This is a genomic window from Streptomyces sp. NBC_00078 (assembly GCF_026343335.1).
GTDB lineage: Bacteria > Actinomycetota > Actinomycetes > Streptomycetales > Streptomycetaceae > Streptomyces.
Genome location: NZ_JAPELX010000001.1, coordinates 5,992,493 through 6,013,820, shown reverse-complemented (window position 1 = coordinate 6,013,820; position 21,328 = coordinate 5,992,493). Strand labels below are relative to the sequence as shown.

Below are 21,328 nucleotides of genomic sequence, written 5' to 3'. Positions count from 1 at the left end.
GCCACCTCTGGCGCGTATCCCATGACCGCCGGGGAAACCCACACGGGACTCGCACGCGCGTTTAATGGCGAAGTAGTACGTCACTTGCCAAGTCGGACGTCACGGCCACTTGGTTGCCGCCCCCGTCCAAGGGTGGCACAGATCACAGCCACGGCCATTCCTCCGAGCAGGAAGAGATAGGAGCCGCCTCCCGCGCCGAAGAGGAAGTCGCCCTCGGGTCTGCTGGCGGTGAGCAGGATGACGGCGATCATCCAGCCGGCGGCGGGCGCGATGGACCCGCCCCGGCTGCCGGCGGCCCGTCCGCCGCCGAGGCACAGGCCCGCCTCGCCCGCGAGAGCGAGCAGCAGCCCGCCCGGGAACCAGCCGGCCTGCACCAGCGCACCGGCCGCGCCGACGAGCAGGCCGAGCACGAAGAGACCCACGTACAACAGCATCCGCCCGGCGGAGGGCCGCTGCAGCGGCTGGGCGAGCAGGGAGCCCCGCTCGGTCATGACGCCTCCCCGGTCCCGGCGAACAGATCGGTCTCCCGGGGCGACGTCCCGTCCGGCCCGCGCACCAACTCGTAGTACTCAGTGGTGAACAGGGGCTGCGCCTGCTTGTTCGAGAGTGCGAAGTACGGCTCCGCCACCTCGATCTGTGTGGCGTGCGCCCGCATCGCGGCGGCCTTGGCGGCGGCGTGCGCGGTGCCGTCGATCTCGGCGGTGATCCGCTCGTCCGGAACCACACCCGGCACGTCGTCGATGACGGCGGCCTTGGAGAACGGCAGAGCGGGCAGCTCCTCCGCAATCCGGGCAAAGGCGCCCTCGGCGACGGACCGGGGCACCCGGTTCCAGTAGATCTTGGGGATCGGCCGGCCCGCCTCGGCGGCCAGCTCGGCGGCGCGCATGGCGACGCGGTGGGCCTGGATGTGGTCGGGGTGGCCGTATCCGCCGTTGTCGTCGTAGGTGACGAGGACCTGGGGGCGCACCTCCAGGATCACCTCGACGAGATGCCTGGCCGCCTCGTCGACGTCGGCCTGCCAGAAGCAGGCCGGGTCGTCGTTGTCGGCGAGGCCCATCATCCCGGAGTCCCGGTAGCGGCCGGGGCCGCCGAGCAGACGGAAGTCCTCGACGCCTAGCTCACGCATGGCGGCCGTGAGCTCGCGCAGCCGGTACTCACCGAGGGCGGCGCCGGTGAGGTGCTGAAGCTCCGGCGGGATGACCTCGCCGCGCTCGCCGAGGGTGCAGGTGACCAGGGTCACGCGAGCACCCCCGGCCGCATACGCGGCCATGGTCGCGCCGTTGTTGATCGACTCGTCGTCCGGGTGCGCGTGCACCAGTAGCAGACGCCGGGCGGGCAGTTCCGTCATGGACCCCACCCTACGAGGCGGCACTGACAGCACCACGCAGCCCGGGGGTCAGAACTTGAGGCTGCCGATCATCCCCGCGATGTTCGTCGTCAGCTCGCTGATCGTGGGAGCGATGGTCGAGGAGGCCAGATAGAAGCCGAGCAGCATGCAGACGATCGCATGGCCCGCCTTCAAGCCGGACTTCTTGACCAACAGGAAGACGACGATCGCCAGCAGCACCACCGCCGAAATCGAGAGTGCCACGGCGGCTCACCTCCAAAGGTCCCAAGGGCGCGGGGTCGGACTGAGGGGGCAGATAAATCCATGCGATAACCAGCAGGTTCATACCCACTATGCGCTAGTGATCATAACTATCCGAACGCGCGCATCGCTCGGCGCACGGCCGCACAAGGGGGCGCATGGCCAATATGGTCGGTCCATGACGACGAGGTCCGATACCTTCCCCCGCCGGCACGCCCGCACCCAGCGCTTCACGCTGGGCGCGCCGCGCGCTTTCACCGTGTCACCCGACGGCGCCCGTGTGGTGTTCCTGCGCTCCACCTCCGGTACGGACAGGGCGAGTTCCCTGTGGGTCCTCGATGCGGCGCAGGGTGGGGAGCGCGTGGCGGCCGACCCGCGCGCCCTGCTGGGTGGCGCCTCCGAGGACCTCCCGCCCGAGGAGCGGGCGCGCCGCGAACGCAGCCGCGAGGGCGGCGCCGGCATCGTCGGCTACGCCACCGACGCGGCCGTGGAGTTGGCGGCTTTCGCGCTGTCGGGGCGGCTTTTCGCGGCCGAACTGCGGGCCGGCACGGCACGTGAACTCCCCGCCGCCGGACCGGTGATCGACCCCCGCCCCTCCCCCGACGGCCGGCACGTCGCCTATGTCGCACACCGTGCACTGCGGGTCGTGGGCGCCGAGGGCAAGGACGAACGGGCGCTCGCCGAGCCGGAGTCGGCCAACGCCACCTATGGACTGGCCGAGTTCATCGCGGCCGAGGAGATGGGCCGCTCGCGCGGCTTCTGGTGGTCGCCGGAGTCGGACCGGCTGCTGGTGGCACGCGTGGACGACACGCCGGTAGCGCGCTGGTGGATCTCCGACCCGGCCCGGCCGGAGCGTGATCCACAGCAGGTGGCCTACCCGGCGGCGGGCACCGACAACGCGGAGGTGCGGCTGTTCGTGATCGGCCTGGACGGGGTGCGCACGGAGGTCGTCTGGGACCGGGCGCGCTATCCGTACCTGGCCCATGTGCACTGGTCGGACGCGGGTGCGCCACTGCTGCTCGTACAGGCGCGCGACCAGCGCAGTCAGTTGTTCCTTGCGGTGTCCCCGGAGACGGGCGAGACCCGGCTCGTACACGCGGACGAAGATCGGGTTTGGCTTGATCTTTTCCCCGGGGTGCCCTGCTGGAGTCCGTCCGGGCAGCTCGTGCGCATTGCCGACGAGGGGGGCGCGCGGGTCCTCGCGGTCGGTGAACGCCCGCTGACGGGCCCGCAGTTGCATGTTCGCGCCGTGCTGGACGTCACATCGGACGACGTGCTGGTCTCCGCGTCGGCCGGCGCGGAGACCGAGGCCCCCGAGACCGGCGAGGTGCACGTCTATCGCGTCAACGAACTGGGCCTGGAGCGCCTGTCGCAGGAGCCCGGCGTGCACTCGGCGGTGCGGGCGGGAGGCGTGACCGTGCTGGTGTCCGCCTCGCTCGACCGGCCGGGCACCCGTGTGCGGGTCCTTCGTGACGGCGGCCGAAGGGAGACGGGGATCCCCCCGGCCGGAGGCTCGGGAAGCACGGTGACCATCACCTCGTATGCCGAAGATCCCGGTATGTCCCCGCGCGTGATCCTCACCGAGGGGGGCGCACGGCGCATCCCGTGCGCCGTCCTGCTCCCCCGCGATCACGACGGTGCGACCCCGCTCCCCGTCCTGATGGATCCCTACGGCGGTCCGCACGGACAGCGGGTGCTCGCAGCCCACAATCCGCATCTGACCTCGCAGTGGTTCGCCGACCAGGGGTTCGCGGTGGTGGTCGCCGACGGGCGCGGCACCCCGGGCCGCTCCCCGGCCTGGGAGAAGGCGGTCCGCGACGACCTCGCGGCGGTCGTCCTGGAGGACCAGGTGGACGCGCTCCAGGCGCTCGCCGCCGACTTCCCGCTGGACCTGAGCCGGGTCGCGATCCGCGGCTGGTCCTTCGGCGGCTATCTGGCGGCGCTCGCGGTGCTGCGCCGCCCGGACGTCTTCCATGCGGCCGTGGTGGGCGCCCCGGTCACCGACCTGCGCCTGTACGACACCCACTACCAGGAGCGCTACCTCGGCCACCCGGGCGAACAGCCGGAGGTCTACCGGCGCAACTCGCTCATCGACGACGCGGGGCTGGTCGATCCGGCCGAGCAGCACCGTCCGATGATGGTCATCCACGGCTTCGCCGACGACAACGTGGTGGTCGCCCACTCCCTGCGCCTGTCCTCGGCCCTGCTGGCCGCCGGCCGGCCGCACGAGGTGCTGCCCCTGTCCGGCGTCACCCACATGACTCCGCAGGAGTCGGTCGCCGAGAATTTGCTGCTGCTCCAGCTGGATTTCCTGCGGCGTTCGCTCGCACAGCCGCGCAAATCTGCATGAACCGCGTTAACAAGCAGGCAACTTCGAGGAAGCGATACCGATATACGGACGCGCGAGGCTGATCAGCGTACGGCCGTGCGGGTGCCGTAAACGGGCCGGGGTGTCGCCATGTCACCCCGGCCCGTTGCTTTGCCCCGCCGGTCCCGCCGGTCCCTTCGGCTCCTTCGGTGGCACGACGACCTTCTCCTCGGCGAAGTGGCAGGCGGAGTCGTGGGCGGCCGGCCCGCTCGCGAACCGGAACTCCGCGGGCACCGCCAGCGCGGGCACCTCCAGCGCGCACCGTTCCTGCGCCTTCCAGCAACGGGTGCGGAAGCGGCATCCGGAGGGGACGTTCGTCGGCGACGGCACGTCACCGGCGAGGATGATCCGCTCCCGGTGCTCACGTGCCTCCGGATCGGGCAGGGGAACGGCCGACAGCAGCGCCTGGGTGTAGGGGTGCGTCGGATGCTCGTAGATCTCCTGGTCCCTGCCGGTCTCCACGATCCGCCCGAGGTACATCACCCCGACCCGGTCCGAGATGTGCCGGACGATCGACAGGTCGTGCGCGATGAAGACGTACGACAGCTCGAACTCGCTCTGCAGCCGGTCGAGAAGGTTGATCACCTGGGCCTGGACGGAGACGTCCAGCGCGGAGACCGGCTCGTCGGCGACGATGATCTCGGGGCGCAGCGCCAACCCCCGTGCGATGCCGATGCGTTGGCGCTGGCCGCCGGAGAACTGGTGCGGATAGCGGTTGATGTACTCGGGGTTGAGCCCGACGACGTCCAGCAGCTCCTGGACCTTCTGGCGCCGGTCTCCCTTGGGCGCCACCTCGGGGTGGATCTCGTACGGCTCTCCGATGATGTCGCCCACGGTCATCCGGGGGTTGAGGGAGGTGTACGGGTCCTGGAAGACCATCTGGATGTTGCGCCGCACGGACCGCAGGGCCTTGCCGGAGAGCCTGGCGATGTCCTCGCCCTTGTAGCGGATCTCCCCGGCCGTCGGCTTCTCCAGGTTGACCAGCATCTTGGCGACCGTGGACTTGCCGCAGCCGGACTCGCCGACGATGCCGAGGGTTTCGCCGCGGCCGAGTTCGAAGTCCACGCCGTCGACGGCCTTCACCGCGCCGACCTGCTTCCTGAAGAGAATCCCCCGGGTGAGCGGGTAGTGCTTGACGAGCCCGCTGACCTGCAGAATCGACTCAGCCATTCAGGCACTCCCTCCAGAAGTGGCAGGCGCTGTGCCGGGCCGAGTCCGGACCGTCCACCTCGTGCAGGGGCGGTACGTCGGTGCGGCACACGTCCTGGGCCATCGGGCAGCGGGGGTTGAAGGCGCAGCCCGGTGGGATGTGCATGAGGTTGGGCGGCAGGCCCTTGATGGCGTAGAGCCCCCGGCCCTTCTGGTCGAGCCGTGGGATCGACTCCAGCAGGCCCTTGGTGTACGGGTGCGCGGGCAGCTTGTAGATGTCGTGCACCGGGGCCGACTCGACGATCCGGCCCGCGTACATGACGGCGATCCGGTCGGCGACGTCGGCCACCACGCCCAGGTCGTGGGTGATGAGGATGAGCCCCATGTGGTACTCGCGCTGCAGCTCGGCGAGCAGGTCCATCACCTGGGCCTGCACGGTGACGTCGAGGGCGGTGGTGGGCTCGTCGGCGATGATCAGGGCCGGCTCCAGGGCGAGGGCCATCGCGATCATGATGCGCTGGCGCATACCGCCGGAGAACTGGTGCGGGTAGTCCCTGACCCGCTCCCTGGCCGCGGGGATCCGCACCCGCTCCATCAGCTCGACGGCCTTCGCCCGCGCGTCCTTCTTCGACATGCCCCGGTGCACGACGAACATCTCGCCGAGCTGGTCGCCCACGGAGAGCACGGGGTTGAGGGCGGACAGCGCGTCCTGGAAGATCATCGCCATCCCGGATCCACGGACCTTGCGCCGCTCGTCCTCCTTGAGCTTCAGCAGGTCCCTGTCCTGGAAGAGAATCTCACCGCCGGTGATCTTCCCGGGCGGGATGTCGAGGATGCCCATGACGGCCTGCGCGGTGACCGACTTCCCCGACCCGGACTCGCCCAGCACAGCGAGGGTCTCCCCCGCGTCCACGCTGTAGGTGACCCCGTTGACGGCCTTGGCGACCCCGTCCCGGGTCCGGAACTCCACGTGCAGGTCCCGCACTTCGAGCAGCATGACGGCGGCTCACCTCAGCTTCGGGTCGAGGGCGTCGCGGACCGCGTCGCCCAGCATGATGAAGGCGAGCACGGTGACCGCCAGGGCTCCGGCCGGCCACAGGAGCATGTGGGGGGCGTTGCGGATGTAGGCGGAGGCCGCGGAGATGTCGATGCCCCAGCTGACCGTCGGCGGCTTCAGGCCGACGCCGAGGTACGACAGGGTCGCCTCCAGCGCGATGTACGTGCCGAGCGCGATGGTCGCCACGACGATCACCGGCGCGACCGCGTTGGGTGCGATGTGGCGCAGCAGCAGGCGGGAGTCGGAGGCGCCGAGAGCGCGGGCGGCCTGCACGTAGTCGTTCTGCTTGGCGGTGATGACCGAGCCGCGGGCGATGCGGTAGACCTGCGTCCAGCCGAGCAGCACGATGAACCCGATGACCGGCCAGATCGTGTTGCTGGTCACCACGGAGAGCAGGACGAGACCGCCGAGCACGACCGGGATCGCGAAGAAGATGTCGGTGATCCGGGACATCAGCGAGTCCCAGCCGCCGCCGAAGTACCCGGCGAGGCCACCCAGGACCGAGCCGAGGAGCGCGACGCCGAGGGTGGCCAGCACGCCCACGCTGATGGAGACGCGGGTCCCGTACACGGTGCGCGTGTAGACGTCGCAGCCCTGACCGTCGTAGCCGAAGGGGTGGCCGGGCTGTGAGCCCTCCTGGGCCTTGGCGAGGTCGCACTTGAGGGGGTTGCCGGAGGCGATCAGCGACGGCCAGATGGAGATGACGACCAGGAAGAGGATCACCAGCGCCGAGATGATGAAGACGGGGTTGCGGCGCAGGTCGCGCCAGGCGTCGGACCAGAGGGAGCGGGGTTTGTCCGCCGGGCCCGTGCCTTCCGGGCCGCCGGGCGTCTTCTCCAGGGTCTCCGCCTCGGTCACCGCGAGGTCCATCGCGCCGCCCGTGCCCGCGGAGGAGATGGCGCCCTCGGACTCGTACTGCTCAGGCATAGCGGATCCTCGGGTCGAGTACGGCGTACAGGAGGTCGACGAGCAGGTTGGCCACCAGGAAGACGAGGACGAGGACGGTCACGAAACCGACGACGGTCTGGGTGTTCTGCCGGAGGATGCCCTGGTAGAGCTGGTAGCCGACGCCGTGGATGTTGAAGATCCGCTCGGTGACGATCGCCCCGCCCATCAGCGCGCCGATGTCCGTGCCGATGAAGGTGACCACCGGGATCAGGGAGTTGCGCAGCAGGTGCCGGATGATCACCCGGCGTCGGGGCAGGCCCTTGGCGACGGCCGTGCGGACGTAGTCGGAACGCCGGTTCTCCGCGATGGAGGTGCGGGTCAGCCGGGTCACGTAGGCGAGCGAGACGGACGCGAGGACCAGGCCCGGCACGATCAGCTCGCCGAAGGTGGCGTCCGTGGAGACCGACGGTTTGATCCACCCCCACTCGACACCGAGGAGGAGTTGGAGCAGCAGACCGGTGACGAAGGTCGGTACGGAGATGACGACGAGGGTGCCAAGCAGGACCGAGGTGTCGACGGGGCGCCCGCGCCTGAGACCCGTGACGACACCCAGCGTGATGCCGATGACGACCTCGATGAGGATCGCGACGATCGTCAGCCGGATGGTCACGGGGAACGCGGTCGCCATCAGCTCGGTGACCTTCTGGCCGTTGAACGCCGTGCCGAAGTCGCCGGTGAAGACGTTCCCCATGTAGGTCAGGTATTGCTGCCAGACGGGCTTGTCGAGCCCGAACTCCTTCTTCAGCTGGGCGGCTGTGGCCGCGTCGCACTGCCGCTCGCCGCACAGGCCCGCGATGGGGTCGCCCATCACGTTCACCATCAGGAAGATCAGCAGCGTGGCCCCGATGAACACCGGGATCATCTGGAGCAGACGCCGGACCACGTACCTGCCCATGGGGGCTCAGCCGACCTTGATCTCGTTGTAGACCGGGACGCTGAACGGGTTCAGCGCGACGTTCGACAGCCGGTCGGACCAGCCTGCGCTGCCGTTCTGGTACCAGAGCGGGATGGCGGCCATGTTGTCGCGGACGACCTTCTCGGCGTTCTGGAAGATGCCGATCGCCTTGGTGGTGTCGGTCTCGGTGTTGGCCTGGTTGACCAGCTTGTCGAAGTCCTTGTTCGACCAGTGGCCGTCGTTGGAGGAGGCGTTGGTGTAGTAGAGCGGCTGGAGGAAGTTCTGGATGAGCGGGTAGTCCATCTGCCAGCCGGCCCGGAACGGACCGGACATCTTCTTCTGGGTGATCTGAGTGCGGAAGTCGGCGAAGGTGCCGACCGGGTTGCCGACGCACGCCTTGTCGTTGCCGAGCGCGTTGTTGATGGAGTTGCAGACGGCGTCCACCCACTCCTTGTGCGAGCCGGTGTCCGCGTTGTACGTGATCTTGACCTGGCCGCCGGGCAGCCCGCCGCCCTCCTTGACCAGCTTCTTGGCCTCGCTGGGGTTGTACTCGCAGCCGCTCCCGCACAGCCCGTCCTGGAAGCCGCCCTTCGTGCCGAGGACCGGGGAGGTCCAGTCGGTGGCCGGCGTCCGGGTCTTCTGGAAGATCGTGTCGGTGATCTGCTGGCGGTTGATCGCCATGGACAGGCCCTGGCGGACCTTCACCGCGCCGCTCGTGTTCCAGTCCTTGTCGTAGAAGGGGAAGGCGAGCGTCTGGATGATGCCGGCGGGGGTGTTGAGATAGCGGCTGCCCAGGTCGCTCTTGACGTTCTTGAGCTGGGCGGCCGGGACGTCGTCGACCAGGTCGAGGTTGCCGGCCATCAGGTCGGTGTAGGCGGTGTTGTTGTCGGTGTAGACCTTGAGGTCCACGCCGCCGTTCTGCGCCTTGTCGGTGCCGGGGTACGCGTCCCACTTCCGCAGGGACATCTTCGAGCCCTTGGTGTACGACTGCACCGTGTACGGGCCGTTGCCGACCGGCTTCTTGATCCACCCGGCGTGGTCGGTGTAGAAGGCCTGGGGCAGGGGCGCGAACGCCGGGTAGCCGAGGGTGTCCGGAAAGGTCGAGAACTTCTGCGTCAGCTTGACGGTGAAGGTCCTGTCGCCGGTGACCTTCAGGCCGCTGAGCGTGTCGGCGGTCTGTGTGCCGCTTTCCGGGTGGACCTTGTCGTAGCCCTCGATGTAGCCGAAGAAGTACGCGTTCTTCTGGTTGTTCTTGAGGCCGGCGCCGTAGTTCCACGCGTCCACGAAGGACTTGGCGGTGACGGCCTCGCCGTTGCTGAACTTCCAGCCCGCCTTGACGGTGACGGTGAAGTTCTGCGAGTCCGTGGTGTCGATCTTCTCGGCGAGCATGTCCTTGGCGGCGCCGGTCTTGGGGTCGTACCTCTTCAGCCCGCGGAAGATCATGTCGAGGACCTTGCCGCCCTGCACCTCGTTGGTGTTGGCGGGCTCCAGCGGGTTCTGCGGATCACCCCAGGAGGAGCTGAGCACAGCGCTGCTGTCACCACCGCTGCTCCCGCTGCCGCTGTCGCCGCCGCAGGCGGTCGCGGCGAGCGCGACCGCCGCCGCGCATGCGGCCCATTTGGCGTGCGTGGCTCCACGCATGGCGTGCCTCCTCATGAATGCGCAGATACGCGCTGTGGCCCCAGCGCCGGAGCACTGATCCGTTATCGGCCAATATCGCCACAACACGCATACAGCGCATTCCAGGCAACCCGTACGCAGGACAGGCCCACCCGTATGGGGGCTCCCTCAAGGCACGAGAGCACGAGGGCCCGTCGCCGGGAGGGCGGGCAGGGCTCGGCCCCCGCTCCCCCGGCAGGCCGTCTTGCGGTCCAGGTGCCCTTCGGTGACACTCCGGCCCCATGGCCCTTCACCTGCGCGGAGCCGTGCTTCCCGACGGCACGGTCCGCGATGTCTGGACGCTCGGGGACCGGATCACCTTCGAGCGGCCCTCGGGACCGGCCGACACCGTGGCCGACGGGGGCTTCCTGCTGCCCGGCCTGGTCGACGTGCACACGCATCCCGGCTCCCCGTCCGAGGAGGAACCCACCTTCGACGCCGAGGCGTTCGCGTCGCAGGTCGCCGCGCACCGGGACGCGGGGACGACGGCGTTGCGCTTCCCCGGGCTCCTCGGCGAGATACCCGCCGGGCTGCGCGAGGCACCCGACATGCCGCGCATGGTGAGCGCGGGGAGGTGGCTGGCCTGGGCCGGGTTGTCGAGGAGCGCTCCCTTCCACACCGTCACCGACGGCCTCGTAGCGGCCGCCGTCGCCGAGGCGGGGTCCCGGGACGGCTGGTGCAAGCTCGTGGGCGACTGGGACTTCGAGGCGGCCCCGGTGCCGTACGAGGTGCTGCGCGCCGTGACCGACGCCGTGCACTCGGCGGGCGGCCGGATCGCGGTGCACTGCCAGTCGGCGCGGGGTGCGCTGAACGCGGCCCGCGCGGGCGTCGACTCCGTCGAGCACGGGATGGGGATGCCCGAGGAGTGCGTGGACCTCATGGCCGGACACGGCACGGCCTACGTGCCCACCCTCACCGCCTTCGCGCGCAGCGCCCCGCACCGCACCAGGGACACCTCGCGGGGCCGCCTGTGGCACGCGGGCCACGCGACCATGATCCGCCGGGTCCGCGAGGCCCATGACGCCGGTGTCACCGTCCTCGCCGGCACCGACTCCGCGCCCTTCGGCAATGTCGCCGCGGAGGTCGGGCACCTGATCGCCGCGGGACTGCCCCCGAGACCGCCGTCGGTGCGGCGAGCTGGACGGCCCGTGCCTTTCTGGGCCTGACCGCTCTCACCGAGTCCGCTCTCGCCGACATCACCGTCTACGACGCCGACCCGCGCCGCGAACCGGCCGTGCTGCGCCATCCCCGCCGCATCGTGCTGCGCGGGCGGGTCGTCCGCTGAACCGGCGGGAGCGGCACGGTGACAAAACCGGTCGCCGACCGTCGCCAGCGCTCCACCAGGCCCCCTTCACCGGTCTGGACCAATATTTGCGGACTCGAACATCAACTCGCCGTTTCCGCAGGCCACGCAGGCTTCCCGTGCCGTTGACGCACCGAGACCGCCGCTGATAGACACACTCATCACCCAGCTGGCGCCACCAGGCAAAACCCGGTTCCGAAGTCCGAACAAGCCGTCCCTGTGCGAGCGATGACGCGAGGTCACGATTCATGAGCACACAAGACCAGTACGGCACCAGGCGTTCACATCCGAGAATCCCTCGACCCCGTACGCTCCGGCTCGTCGCGACCGCCGGCGCCATCGCTCTGACGTTCTCGTCGGGCCTCGCGACTCCGCTCAACCCGGCGCCCCAGCGGGCGGAGGCCGCCGGCGGCAAGAAGGTCCTCACCGTGGCGGTCGCGCAGAGCGTCGACTCGCTGAGCCCGTTCCTGGCGGTGCGTCTGGTCAGCACGAGCATCCTGCGGCTGACGTACGAGTACCTCACGGACTACGACCCCGGTGACGCCCATCCGGTCCCCGGCCTCGCCACCAAGTGGGCGCCGTCCGCCGACAAGCTCACCTGGACGTACACCATCCGCTCCGACGCCAAGTGGTCGGACGGGCAGAAGGTGACCGCCCAGGACGCGGCCTGGACCTTCAACAAGATGATGACCGACCAGGCTGCCGCCACCGCGAACGGCAGCTTCGTCGGCAACTTCCGCAAGGTGACGGCCCCCAGCCCCACCAAACTGGTCGTCGAGCTGAAGAAGCCGCAGGCGACGATGACCGCCCTGGACGTGCCGATCGTGCCCGAGCACGTGTGGAAGAACGTCTCGGACCTGTCGAAGTTCAACAACGACAAGACCTTCCCCATCGTCGGCGACGGGCCGTTCGTCCTCACCGACTACAAGGCCGACAGCTATGTCCGCCTGAAGGCCAACAAGGGTTTCTGGCGCGGGGCGCCCAAGTTCGACGAGCTGGTCTTCAAGTACTACAAGGACCAGGACGCGGCCGTGGCCGCGCTGCGCAAGGGCGAGGTCTCCTTCGTGGCGGGCCAGCCGGCCCTGACACCGGCTCAGGCCGCCTCCCTCAAGGGCCAGAAGGACATCAAGGTCAACGACGCTCCCGGCCGTCGCTTCTACGCCCTCGCCACCAACCCGGGCGCCCGGGCGAAGAACGGCAAGAGGTTCGGTGACGGCGACCCGTCCCTGCTGGACCAGCGCGTGCGCAACGCCCTGTTCATGGCCGTCGACCGCAGGACCATCATCGACAAGGTGTTCCAGGGCCACGCGGTCGAGGGCCAGGGCTACATCCCGCCGCGCTTCTCCACGTACTTCTGGAAGCCGTCGGCGAGCCGGACGCTCTCCTACGACCCCACGAAGGCCGGCCGGCTCCTCGACCAGGCCGGCTACCGGAAGAACGCCGACGGCAAGCGGGTCGGCGAGGACGGCAAACCGCTGGACTACCGCGTCCTGTGCCACGCCACGGACCCCAATGACAAGGCGGTGGGCCAGTACCTCAAGGAGTGGTGGGCCAAGCTCGGCATCGGCATGTCGCTCGACTGCCTGGACAACGTCACCGACCCCTGGCTCGCCGGCAAGTACGACCTCGCCTTCGACGGCTGGTCCGTCAACCCCGACCCGGACTTCGTGCTGTCCATCCACACCTGCGCCGCCCTGCCCGCGACCCCGAAGGACACCGGCCAGACCGACAACTTCATCTGCGACAAGACGTACGACGAGCTGTACGCGAGGCAGCTCGCCGAGTACGACTCGGCCAAACGGGCCGGCATCGTCCAGCAGATGGAGTCGCGGCTGTACGACCTGGGGTACATGAACGTCATGGCGTATCCGAACGCCGTCGAGGCGTACCGCACCGACCAGATCAAGTCGATCGAGACCATGCCCAGGGCCGCGGGCAACATCTACGGCCAGGACGGTTACTGGAGCTGGTGGTCGGCGGTCCCGGCCGGCTCCGGCAGCTCCTCCGGCGGCAGCTCGACCGGGGTCGTCGTGGGGATCGCCGCGGGTGTCGTGGTCCTCGCCGGCGCCGTATTCCTCTTCGCCAGGCGCCGCGGCGCCACCGCCGACGACCGCGAGTAGCCGATGCAGCCCACAGCCCCTGACGCGGCGTCCGCACCGGTCGGCAAGGCCGCCGTACCGGTTCCCGCCCCTCGCGCGGTCCGCGGACCGCGGTCGCGCACCACCACCGCGTATCTGCGCTACGGGGCGGGCAAGGCGGGCGGTGCGGCCGTCTCGCTGCTCGCCGTCCTGGTCACCGGGTTCTTCCTGTTCCGGCTGATCCCCGGGGACCCGGTCAAGACCATGACCGGCGGCCGTCCGGTCTCGGCGCGGCAACTGGCCGAGTACCGGCGCGAGTTCGGGCTCGACCTGCCGTTGTGGCAGCAGTTCACGGACTACTGCGGCAAGGCGCTCACCGGCGACCTGGGCACGTCGTACCAGTTCCGCACCCCGGTCATCGACAAGATCACCGAGGCGTTGCCGAACACGCTGCTGCTGACCGGCACCGCCTTCGTGCTCTACACCGCGCTCGGCATGTTCCTCGGCACCCGCTCGGCATGGCGGCACGGCCGGCTCGGCGACCGGCTCAACACCGGCCTGGCGCTGACCCTGTACTCCGTCCCGTCGTTCTGGCTGGGCCTGCTGGTCATCATCGTGTTCGGGGTGGGCCTCGGCCCCGTCCCCGGGCTGTTCCCGACCGGCGGCATGGAGTCGGGCGGCAAGGAGGGCTTCGCCTACGTCCTCGACGTCGCCCACCACCTCGTACTGCCGGTGATCACACTGGTCGCGGTCGAGTACGGGCAGACGCTGCTGGTCACCCGCTCGGCGCTGCTCGACGAGATGGGCAGCGACTATCTGACGACGGCCCGTGCCAAGGGGCTCAGGGACGACCTGGTCCGGCGCCGGCACGCCGTACCGAACGCGCTGCTGCCCACGGTCACCCTGGTCTTCGTCAACCTCGGCCGGACCGTCGCCGGCGTCATCCTGGTCGAGACCGTCTTCTCCTGGCCGGGCCTCGGCGGACTGTTCTACCAGGCGCTGAGCGTGCCCGACCTGCCCCTGGTGCAGGGGCTGTTCCTCTTCTTCGCCTCGACGGTGATCGTCATGAACACACTGGCCGACCTGCTCTATCCGCTGCTCGACCCGAGGGTGGGCCGATGACGACCGAAGCCCCTCCCCCGGTACCCGGCACCCGGCCCGCCGGGCCGCGGGCGCTGGCCTGGCAGCGCCGCCGCCGCTCCGCCCTGCGGTTCTGGCGGGAGTACCGCACCCATCGTGTCGGGCTGGTCGGGCTGGCCGCGCTCGCCCTGTTCGCGCTGGTCGCGCTGACGGCGCCGTTGACGGTCGGCTCGGACGTGGCCGGGGTGACCGATGCGCCGGGCAGCCCGCTGGAATCACCCAGCGGTGAATTCCCGCTGGGCACCGACCGGTTCGGGCGGAATCTGCTGGGCCTGGTGGTGTGGGGCTCTCGGGTCTCGCTGCTGGTCGGGCTGCTCGCGGCCGTGCTGTCGGTGGTGATCGGCACGCTCGTCGGGATCACGGCCGGGCACTTCCGGGGGGCGTACGCGACCGTGCTGATGCGGGTCACGGACTGGTTCCTGGTGATGCCGGCGCTGGTGCTCGCCATCGCGCTGGCCACCGTGATGTCCCGCTCCCTCGGCACGGTGATCCTCGCGATCGGCGTCACCTCCTGGCCGACGACGGCCCGGCTGGTGCGCGCGCAGACGCTCGCGGTGGAGTCCCGGCCGTACATCGAGCGGGCCAGAGCGCTCGGCGGCGGCCACTGGCACGTCATGACCCGGCACGTACTGCCCAATGTGATGCCGCTGGTCCTCGCCCAGACGACCCTGATGATCTCCTCCTCCGTCCTCGCCGAGGCGACGCTGGCATTCCTGGGCCTCGGTGATCCGACGGTCATCTCGTGGGGCGGCCTGCTGCAGGACGCGCGAGAGGCGGGCGCGGTCAGTTCGGGCGACTGGTGGTATCTGGTGCCGCCGGGCATCGCGATCGCGGTGGTCGCGCTGGCGTTCACCCTGTGCGGGCGCGCGGTGGAGTCCGTTCTCAACCCCAGGCTGGGGGTGGCCCGTTGACGCTGCTGGAGGTCCGGAACCTGGAGGTGACCTACCCGGGCGGGGTGGCGGCCGTACGGGGCGTGGACCTGTCCCTCGACGCCGGCCGCAAGCTCGGTGTCGCGGGCGAGTCGGGCTGCGGCAAGTCCACGCTGGCTCTCTCGCTGCTCAGGCTGCTGCCGGCCCGGGCCCGGGTGTCCGGGGAGATCCTGCTGGACGGCGAGGACGTCCTGACGATGCGCTGGGGGCAGGTGCGGGCGGTGCGCTGGGCGGGCGCCTCGATCGTCTTCCAGGGGGCGATGCACTCGCTCAACCCGGTGCACCGGATCGGCGACCAGATCGCCGAGCCGATCCTGTTGCACCGCCGGGCGACGGCGGCAGCGGCGCGGACGAGGACCGGCGAGCTGCTGGAACAGGTGGGCCTGCCGGTGTCCCGGGCCTCCGCGTATCCGCACGAACTCTCCGGTGGCCAGCGCCAGCGCGTCATGATCGCCATGGCGCTCGCCTGCGACCCGCGGCTGATCATCGCCGACGAGCCGACGACGGCGCTGGACGTGATGATCCAGGCGCAGATCCTGCGGCTGATCGAACAGCTCGTCGCAGAGCAGGACGTAGGTCTGATCATGATCAGCCACGACCTCGCGGTCCTCGCCGACACCTGCGACCGTCTCGCGGTGATGTACGCGGGCCGAGTCGTCGAGGAGGGCCCCGCCCGGCAGGTCTACGAGGACGCCCGGCACCCCTACGCGGGCGCCCTGTCGGCGGCGTTCCCGAGAATCGGCGACCCGGCCTCCCGGTTCGCCCCGCGCGGCCTGGCCGGCGATCCGCCCGACCCGTCCGCAGTGCCGTCCGGCTGCGCCTTCCATCCGCGCTGTCCGCAGGCGCTGGCCGTGTGCGCCACCCAGGACCAGGCACTGCGGGACGCCGGCCCCGGACGGCAGGCGGCCTGCGTGCACGTGGGTCCCACGGTCCCCGGACCGGCCGTGGCGGCCGAGGACGCGAGGAGCGCGACATGACGACAGCACCCCCGCAAGCGCCGCTGCTCAGCGCCCAGGGACTGCATGTGACCTTCCCCGGACGGCACGGCGCCGCGCCGGTACGGGCCGTGGACGGCGTCGAGCTGGACATCCGGGCCGGCGAGATCGTGGCGCTCGTCGGCGAGTCGGGCTGCGGCAAGACGACGCTGGCGCGGGCGCTGCTCGGCCTGGTGGAGCCGACCGAGGGACGGGTCGGCTTCGCCGGAAAGCCACTGCACTACTCCTCCCGGGCCCTGAAGGCGTACCGCAGGCGGGTCCAGCTGGTGCTGCAGGATCCGAGCGGGTCGCTGAATCCGCGGCACACCGTGTACGAAGCGGTGGCCGAGGGGCTGCGGATCCACGGGCACGCGGGGGACGAGCGGGCGGCGGTCGCCGAGGCGCTGTCCCGTGCGGGCCTGCGCCCCCCGGAGCGCTTCTTCCTGCGCTACCCGCACGAGCTGTCCGGCGGCCAGCGCCAGCGCGTCGTCATCGCGGGCGCACTGGTCCTCGAACCCGAACTCATCGTCGCCGACGAGCCGGTGGCCTCGCTGGACGCCTCCGTACGCGGCGAGATCCTGGCCCTGCTGCTGCGCCTGCGCACCGAACTGGGCCTGTCCGCGCTGGTGGTCACCCACGACCTGGGCCTGGCCTGGAACATCGCCGACCGGGTCGCGGTGATGTACCTGGGCCGGATCGTCGAGACGGGCGACGTGGAGCAGGTGCTGACGTCGCCCCGACACCCCTACACCCAGGCCCTGTTGTCGGTCCTCCCGGAGGCCCCGGGCGCCCCGGTGGTCCTGACGGGCGAGCCCCCGGACCCGTCCCGCATTCCCTCGGGCTGCCGCTTCCACACCCGCTGCCAGGTGCTGGCGAGTGGGGAGGCGGAGCGGGTGGGGGTTGCGGACAAGTGCCGGAGCCAGGACCTGGAGGTGCTGCACGGCGGAGACGAGGCGCAGGTCGCCTGCCACTGGGCCCGGACCCAGGTCGTTGGGCGGACCGGCGCGAATCTCACGGCATGACGTTTCAGTTGCACCCTCACCGGGGGTATTCCCCTCGGTATACTCGCCGAATGGACACCACGATCAAGGTCGACTCCAAGACCCGCGACCGCCTCGCCGTCCTCGCGGAGGCCCATCGTACGACCATGCGCGCCCTCATCGAGGAGTTCGCCGAGAGCACGCTCACCCCCGCCGAGCTGAAGGAGCGCGCTGATCACACCGCCGTCTACCTCGCCGAGCACTTCGGTGTGACCGTCACGGACGAGAGCAGCGCCGAGGTTCTGCGCGCGGTGCGCAGCCAGGTTGTGGCACACCACGCGGCCGATCAGAGTGCCGCGTGATCCGGGAGCACTACATCCTCGACTCCGACACACTGCTCGCCCTGGGGGGGCACCGTCAGGTCTCCGGCCTCGTCCACGCGGCCCAGCTCGAACCGGGTGTGTTCCTCCACACGCCGGTGCTCTCGGTCATCGAGGCCGAGCGCGAGAGGGCGGGTATTGCGATGCATGTCGGGCAGCTCGGTATCGCGACCGTCGACCTCGATTACCCGGCTGCCCTCTCTTGCTGCCAACTCCGAGCCGACGGCGTGCCGTTCGGTACGGCGGCGGCGATCGAAGCGGCCCATCGGGTGGGCGAGGAGTACGAGGCCCCATTCATTGCGACAGTCCGGCCGGAACTGTACGAGAAGCGGTTCGTCCGTGTCGTCGACCTGAACCGCTAACGATTCTGCCAGGGCGCAGGATCCCTGTGGACCGCCGGAAAGACCGGTTCCCGGTGCCTGTGATTCGGCGCCGGGAACCAAGGGACGTACCTGTACGGGATCAAGCCGCGCCCACGACGTCCTCTCCTCCGCGAAGTGACAGGCCGACTCGTGCGCAGCCGGAGAGTCCGAGCCCCTGAAGCGCTCCGGAATCGCAAGCAGCGGGACTCCTCGGCATACTTGTCCTGGGCCTTCCAGCAGTGGGTGCGGAAGCGGCACCAGGGCCGTGGTCGGCTCGTCGGCGATGACCAGCCGCGGATCGCAGGCTACGAGCACCCGACGCACCCCTACACCATTCCTTCCGGGCGCCATTTCCATGCCCGCTGTCAGGTGCCGGCCAGCGGGGAGGCGGGGCGGGCGGGGGTCGCGGACGCCTGCCGCAACCAGGACCTGGAGGTGCTGGACGGGGGCGGCCGGGGGCAGGTGGCCTACCACTGGGCGCGGGCGCGGACTGATGCCTGACGCCGGTCGGCTCGCCATGAAGGGGGCGTGAAATGGCCCGCGCCGCCGCACGGCTCTGCTCGTCGTGGCCACCACGGCGGCCTTGTGTGCGCCGCAGGTACGCTCCCTCGGCAGCGTCGGCGCCCCGACAAGGCGCCGTCCCGCGAGGTGCCGCCTCCGGCGAGGGCTTCGGCCCACCAGGGGCAGAAGCGCGAAGGTGTGGGAGCGGGTCTCAGCGATCATTCGACGGATAGTGCGTACGGGTACGGGTGCGTACCCGTATCCTGCGGGTGAGTGAAAGGAGTCTCACCATGCCCGACGCCAACATCCGTATCCCTGCCGAGGCCCGTGACCGGCTTGCCGAAATAGCGGCCGGCGAGGGGTTGTCGCTGCGTTCCTACCTGGCCCGGCTCGCGGACTCGCTGCTCACTCCGGCCGAACGTGCCGAACGTGCCGAACGCGCTCGTGCCGTACTGCAGGACTGGAATGGCTACGACCCCGACGCCGATGAACAGGCAGGCTTGGACGCGGAGCTCGATCGCCGACTGGCTGAGGCGGCCGCCCCGTGACCAATGTTCTCCACGTGATCCTCGACGACACGGCCATGGTCGCCGCCGGATCAGGCAACGTTCTGGCCTCGCGCTTGATCCATCGCGCGCACGCAACTCAGGGTTGGTTTCTGTACGCGCCGACCTGCGCGCTGGTGGAGGCCGACCGGACACGGTCCGGTACGGCCGAGCACATCGTCGCACTGCCCAATGTCATCGTCCTCGACCTGGATCTGTCCGCCGCGCTCGCTGTCGCCCGTGACGCCACCTGGGCCGCAGCACATGTCGAGCACGTCGCCCGGCCGACGCCCGAGCGGCCGGACGGGGCTGTCATCGTCACGATCACCCCCGAGACATGGAAGGGGCGCCCGGTGCGGGTCCTCGACCTCAGCCCATGAGCACCATGATCCGCGCGTGCTCGTGAACCCGAGAGAAAAGCGCCGAGGGTCCATCCCTGGGGAGGCACGGACCCTCGTTCCCTTGGGGAGATGCGGGACAGGATCGGGCCTTTCAAGTGGCGGGATCAGTACGGGAGTTACTGCATTACGTCGAGCTGTGGGTGCCCCGATTCGGGGAGGCGGCCGAGGGGCGGGGATGGTTGCCGGCCCGGTTCTGATACGTGACGTACCAGAGCCGGGCGGAGGGACACAGCTGGTGGCAGGGGGCCACGTACATCGTCGTGGAGCAGTCACCGGCGCTGCCGGTGGTGAGCGCTACGACCCGATGAGGCCGGGTTGAATCGTCTGGCGTTCCACGCCCCTGGTGGCCGCATGGAACTCGACGCTCTGGTGGCGCAGGCCCCCGCACACGGCTGGACCGTCCCGTTCCCGGATCACCACCCACACGCCGACGGCCTTGACCGCTGCGCCACGTACCTGGAGAAAACGGATGGGTTCGAGGTGGAGCTGGTCACGGCGAGCCTGTGAGCCGAACGCGGACTCAGATGCGTTCGGATTCCGCGTAACATCCCACCGGCCCCGAGCGTGTTCAAGGCAGAAGCAAGCAGGCAGCACGGGTACGTGCTCGACAGACGGGGGACGGGGATGCTGGCGCAGCCGGAGGAATTCGATGCGTTCTACTCCGCCACCGCCAAACGCATGGTTGCCGTGGTCTATGCGATGACCGGTGACCTGGGGGAGGCGGAGGACGCGGTGCAGGAGGCATACGTACGCGCATGGCAGCGCTGGGCGAAGCTCACGCGGGAGGGTGATCCACTGCCGTGGGTGCGCACGGTGGCGATGCGGCTGGCGATCAGCACCTGGCGGCGGACCAAGGGGCGGCTGCGCGCGCACTTCCGGCACGGCCCGCAGACGGATGTGCCCGAACTCTCGGGCGACCGTGTGGCGTTGGTGGCCGCACTGCGCGAACTGACCCCCGACCAGCGGCAGGCAGTCGTCCTGCACCATCTCCTCGACCTGCCGGTGGAGCAGGTCGCACGGGAGGTCGGCGCCTCCAATGGTGCCGTACGTGCCCGGCTCAGCCGTGCCCGCAAGATCCTCGGCGAGAGGCTCGCCGAGAGCGATTCCACTTTCATCGCCGAGGGGGTGGCCAGTCATGGCTGAGGTCGAGGAACTGTTGGACGAGGTCACGGTGCGCATGCCGTCCGCGGCTCAGCTGCGCGCTCGGGGTGACCGGCGGCTCGCCCGTCGGCGGTCCGGCGCCGTGGCCATGGCCGTTGTTGCTGTGGCGGGGGCGGTGACCTTGGCCGTCCTGCCGGGGAACGATGCGCAGGAGACGCGTCCGGCGAAGGCGCCGACCGCCTCGCAGTCGGCCGAGGTGGGAAACACGCCGTACAAGAAGAACGGGGTGGTGGATCTGAAGACGCCCAAGGCGCTGCCTCTGTACGGGCAGTGGCACTGGCATGAGAGCAATGGCCCGGCCCTCGGGCCGGTTGGAGGTTGCTCGACGGTGGACCAGGTTCTGCAGCGGTCGAGCGGGTGGAGCTACGACAGGTACTTCCAGGGAGACCGGGGAGCCAAGGCAAGTCACAGGTACACCGAATACGACGGCCCCAGCGATCTCTCCACCACCCTCTCGGGCTTGCGCGAGGCGCTCTCCGGCTGCGGCCTAACGTCACAGGGTGCCTCCACGGGCCCCGAGGGCCAAACCGTCGACAGGTACACGGGCACCATTGACCACCGCCAGGCGCGGATCGTTGTCGAGTACGGCGACCGATGGCTCTCGGTGGTGAAGGAATCCGGCGGGACGCAGGGAAACTGACCTGGCCTGACCGGTTCCGGTGAAGATGAAGGCGCCTGTGCTCATCGTCTTCCGGACGACGAGTTGATCGATGCACCGGTCACCATGGCGACCGACCGCACGCGGGCTGGTGGGCGGAGAGGCGGAGCCGGCGGGAGTGGCGGAGGCGTGCCGCAACGAGGACCTGGAGGTGCTGGACGAGGGCGGCGGGGGGGGCAGGTGGCGTGTCACTGGGCGCGGGCTCGGCTCGCTACCTGACCTCCCGGGCCACCAACTCGACCTCGAACCCGT

Annotated in this window: 23 protein-coding genes and 1 pseudogene; 15 read left to right on the top strand and 9 right to left on the bottom strand. The window is 69.9% G+C overall.

The genetic code is table 11. From position 1 onward, the window contains the following. Window positions 1-80 precede the first annotated feature (80 nt). Genes OOK07_RS28360 through OOK07_RS28350 form a run of 3 tightly spaced genes read right to left on the bottom strand, consistent with a single transcriptional unit; the run spans window position 81 to window position 1,591 of the window. A complete protein-coding gene (locus tag OOK07_RS28360) occupies window positions 81-491 on the bottom strand; it encodes a DUF6113 family protein (RefSeq protein ID WP_266684503.1) in 411 nt (136 codons plus the stop codon). Then, window positions 488-1,348 carry an N-acetyl-1-D-myo-inositol-2-amino-2-deoxy-alpha-D-glucopyranoside deacetylase gene (gene mshB / locus OOK07_RS28355; protein ID WP_266799278.1) on the bottom strand — a complete coding sequence of 287 codons (861 nt, stop codon included), beginning with the start codon at window positions 1,346-1,348 and terminating at the stop codon, window positions 488-490. Before mshB ends, OOK07_RS28360 begins: the two co-directional genes overlap by 4 nt. Window positions 1,349-1,396: 48 nt before the next feature. Continuing rightward, window positions 1,397-1,591 (bottom strand): hypothetical protein, encoded by a 195-nt coding sequence (locus OOK07_RS28350; RefSeq protein ID WP_266684501.1) that lies wholly within the window; start codon window positions 1,589-1,591, stop codon window positions 1,397-1,399. Between the two features lie 175 nt (window positions 1,592-1,766). On the opposite strand from OOK07_RS28350, the gene OOK07_RS28345 reads away from it, so the two are divergent. Then, complete coding sequence (locus OOK07_RS28345) at window positions 1,767-3,938, top strand: S9 family peptidase (protein WP_266799276.1); 2,172 nt, start codon at window positions 1,767-1,769, stop codon at window positions 3,936-3,938. A gap of 111 nt (window positions 3,939-4,049) precedes the next feature. On the opposite strand, the gene OOK07_RS28340 is transcribed toward OOK07_RS28345, so the two are convergent. Genes OOK07_RS28340 through OOK07_RS28320 form a run of 5 tightly spaced genes read right to left on the bottom strand, consistent with a single transcriptional unit; the run spans window position 4,050 to window position 9,646 of the window. After that, window positions 4,050-5,126, bottom strand: a complete 1,077-nt coding sequence (locus OOK07_RS28340) for an ABC transporter ATP-binding protein (RefSeq protein ID WP_266799275.1) — start codon at window positions 5,124-5,126, stop codon at window positions 4,050-4,052. Further along, window positions 5,119-6,102 (bottom strand): ABC transporter ATP-binding protein, encoded by a 984-nt coding sequence (locus OOK07_RS28335; protein ID WP_266684495.1) that lies wholly within the window; start codon window positions 6,100-6,102, stop codon window positions 5,119-5,121. The genes OOK07_RS28340 and OOK07_RS28335 overlap by 8 nt, the downstream gene beginning before the upstream one ends. Window positions 6,103-6,111: 9 nt before the next feature. Then, entirely contained in the window at window positions 6,112-7,089 is a 978-nt protein-coding gene (locus tag OOK07_RS28330; protein ID WP_266684493.1) for an ABC transporter permease, read from the bottom strand. Further along, window positions 7,082-8,005 (bottom strand): ABC transporter permease, encoded by a 924-nt coding sequence (locus tag OOK07_RS28325; protein ID WP_266684491.1) that lies wholly within the window; start codon window positions 8,003-8,005, stop codon window positions 7,082-7,084. The genes OOK07_RS28330 and OOK07_RS28325 overlap by 8 nt, the downstream gene beginning before the upstream one ends. Window positions 8,006-8,011: 6 nt before the next feature. Continuing rightward, on the bottom strand, window positions 8,012-9,646 hold the full coding sequence (locus tag OOK07_RS28320) for a peptide ABC transporter substrate-binding protein (RefSeq protein WP_266799272.1): 1,635 nt from the start codon (window positions 9,644-9,646) through the stop codon (window positions 8,012-8,014). A 260-nt stretch (window positions 9,647-9,906) separates the two neighbouring features. Here OOK07_RS28320 and OOK07_RS28315 point away from each other — a divergent pair, with 260 nt between their 5' ends. The 8 genes from OOK07_RS28315 to OOK07_RS28280 all read left to right on the top strand — a co-directional run bounded on the left by OOK07_RS28315 (window position 9,907) and on the right by OOK07_RS28280 (window position 17,810). Further along, a complete protein-coding gene (locus OOK07_RS28315; protein ID WP_266799270.1) occupies window positions 9,907-10,830 on the top strand; it encodes an amidohydrolase family protein in 924 nt (307 codons plus the stop codon). A gap of 385 nt (window positions 10,831-11,215) precedes the next feature. Continuing rightward, entirely contained in the window at window positions 11,216-13,087 is a 1,872-nt protein-coding gene (locus OOK07_RS28310) for an ABC transporter substrate-binding protein (RefSeq protein ID WP_266799269.1), read from the top strand. A 3-nt stretch (window positions 13,088-13,090) separates the two neighbouring features. Beyond that, a complete protein-coding gene (locus OOK07_RS28305; protein ID WP_266684483.1) occupies window positions 13,091-14,167 on the top strand; it encodes an ABC transporter permease in 1,077 nt (358 codons plus the stop codon). Next, window positions 14,164-15,096 carry an ABC transporter permease gene (locus OOK07_RS28300; protein ID WP_266684478.1) on the top strand — a complete coding sequence of 311 codons (933 nt, stop codon included), beginning with the start codon at window positions 14,164-14,166 and terminating at the stop codon, window positions 15,094-15,096. The genes OOK07_RS28305 and OOK07_RS28300 overlap by 4 nt, the downstream gene beginning before the upstream one ends. Further along, the gene (locus tag OOK07_RS28295; RefSeq protein WP_266799266.1) at window positions 15,093-16,091 is read left to right on the top strand and encodes an ABC transporter ATP-binding protein; all 999 of its coding nucleotides are present in this window, start codon (window positions 15,093-15,095) and stop codon (window positions 16,089-16,091) included. The genes OOK07_RS28300 and OOK07_RS28295 overlap by 4 nt, the downstream gene beginning before the upstream one ends. Further along, window positions 16,088-17,110 carry an oligopeptide/dipeptide ABC transporter ATP-binding protein gene (locus OOK07_RS28290; protein ID WP_266799265.1) on the top strand — a complete coding sequence of 341 codons (1,023 nt, stop codon included), beginning with the start codon at window positions 16,088-16,090 and terminating at the stop codon, window positions 17,108-17,110. Before OOK07_RS28295 ends, OOK07_RS28290 begins: the two co-directional genes overlap by 4 nt. Window positions 17,111-17,160: 50 nt before the next feature. After that, complete coding sequence (locus OOK07_RS28285) at window positions 17,161-17,430, top strand: hypothetical protein (protein WP_266799264.1); 270 nt, start codon at window positions 17,161-17,163, stop codon at window positions 17,428-17,430. Further along, window positions 17,427-17,810, top strand: a complete 384-nt coding sequence (locus OOK07_RS28280; RefSeq protein WP_266799263.1) for a PIN domain-containing protein — start codon at window positions 17,427-17,429, stop codon at window positions 17,808-17,810. The genes OOK07_RS28285 and OOK07_RS28280 overlap by 4 nt, the downstream gene beginning before the upstream one ends. A gap of 100 nt (window positions 17,811-17,910) precedes the next feature. Here OOK07_RS28280 and OOK07_RS28275 read toward each other — a convergent pair. Beyond that, window positions 17,911-18,073 (bottom strand): annotated as a pseudogene (locus tag OOK07_RS28275) (peptide ABC transporter ATP-binding protein); the annotation flags it as partial. Here OOK07_RS28275 and OOK07_RS43755 point away from each other — a divergent pair. The 6 genes from OOK07_RS43755 (at window position 18,030) to OOK07_RS28245 (ending at window position 21,058) form a co-directional block, all read left to right on the top strand. Then, the gene (locus OOK07_RS43755) at window positions 18,030-18,311 is read left to right on the top strand and encodes a hypothetical protein (protein WP_524540324.1); all 282 of its coding nucleotides are present in this window, start codon (window positions 18,030-18,032) and stop codon (window positions 18,309-18,311) included. The pseudogene OOK07_RS28275 and the gene OOK07_RS43755 sit on opposite strands and share 44 nt — an antisense overlap. 290 nt (window positions 18,312-18,601) lie before the next feature. After that, window positions 18,602-18,859, top strand: a complete 258-nt coding sequence (locus tag OOK07_RS28265; protein ID WP_266799261.1) for an Arc family DNA-binding protein — start codon at window positions 18,602-18,604, stop codon at window positions 18,857-18,859. A 35-nt stretch (window positions 18,860-18,894) separates the two neighbouring features. Further along, complete coding sequence (locus OOK07_RS28260) at window positions 18,895-19,236, top strand: hypothetical protein (protein WP_406313371.1); 342 nt, start codon at window positions 18,895-18,897, stop codon at window positions 19,234-19,236. A gap of 372 nt (window positions 19,237-19,608) precedes the next feature. Next, a complete protein-coding gene (locus OOK07_RS43315; RefSeq protein ID WP_323182994.1) occupies window positions 19,609-19,764 on the top strand; it encodes a VOC family protein in 156 nt (51 codons plus the stop codon). Window positions 19,765-19,881: 117 nt separating this feature from the next. Next, window positions 19,882-20,400, top strand: a complete 519-nt coding sequence (locus OOK07_RS28250) for a SigE family RNA polymerase sigma factor (protein ID WP_266799257.1) — start codon at window positions 19,882-19,884, stop codon at window positions 20,398-20,400. Then, window positions 20,393-21,058 carry a hypothetical protein gene (locus OOK07_RS28245; RefSeq protein ID WP_266799256.1) on the top strand — a complete coding sequence of 222 codons (666 nt, stop codon included), beginning with the start codon at window positions 20,393-20,395 and terminating at the stop codon, window positions 21,056-21,058. Before OOK07_RS28250 ends, OOK07_RS28245 begins: the two co-directional genes overlap by 8 nt. Window positions 21,059-21,328: the final 270 nt, after the last annotated feature.